Here is a 254-nt window from a genome sequence, read left to right as displayed (position 1 = left end):
GTGAGGCGTTGAGCTAACCAATACTAATTGCCCGTGAGGCTTGACCATATAACACCCAAGCAATTTGACTACTCGAAAGAGCATCAGATTGCGGTGTGTGAAGACGCAATGAACCGAAAGTTCGAGAAGCAACACACAAACTATCGCATACCCGATTCGCTGGAACGTCGCAAGACGCGTCAGCTCAAGAATTTCTTGACGACCATAGAGCATTGGAACCACCTGATCCCATCCCGAACTCAGCAGTGAAACGA

At 48.4% G+C, this 254-nt stretch carries 1 rRNA gene; it reads left to right on the top strand.

Annotated elements, in window-relative coordinates:
- Window positions 1–194: 194 nt before the first annotated feature.
- A 5S ribosomal RNA gene (gene rrf, locus IB245_RS28975) occupies window positions 195–254 on the top strand; the annotation flags it as partial.

The organism is Pseudomonas sp. PDM02, from assembly GCF_014852285.1.
In the GTDB taxonomy this organism is placed as follows: Bacteria; Pseudomonadota; Gammaproteobacteria; order Pseudomonadales; family Pseudomonadaceae; genus Aquipseudomonas; species Aquipseudomonas migulae.
This window is presented reverse-complemented; position numbering and strand designations above follow the sequence as displayed.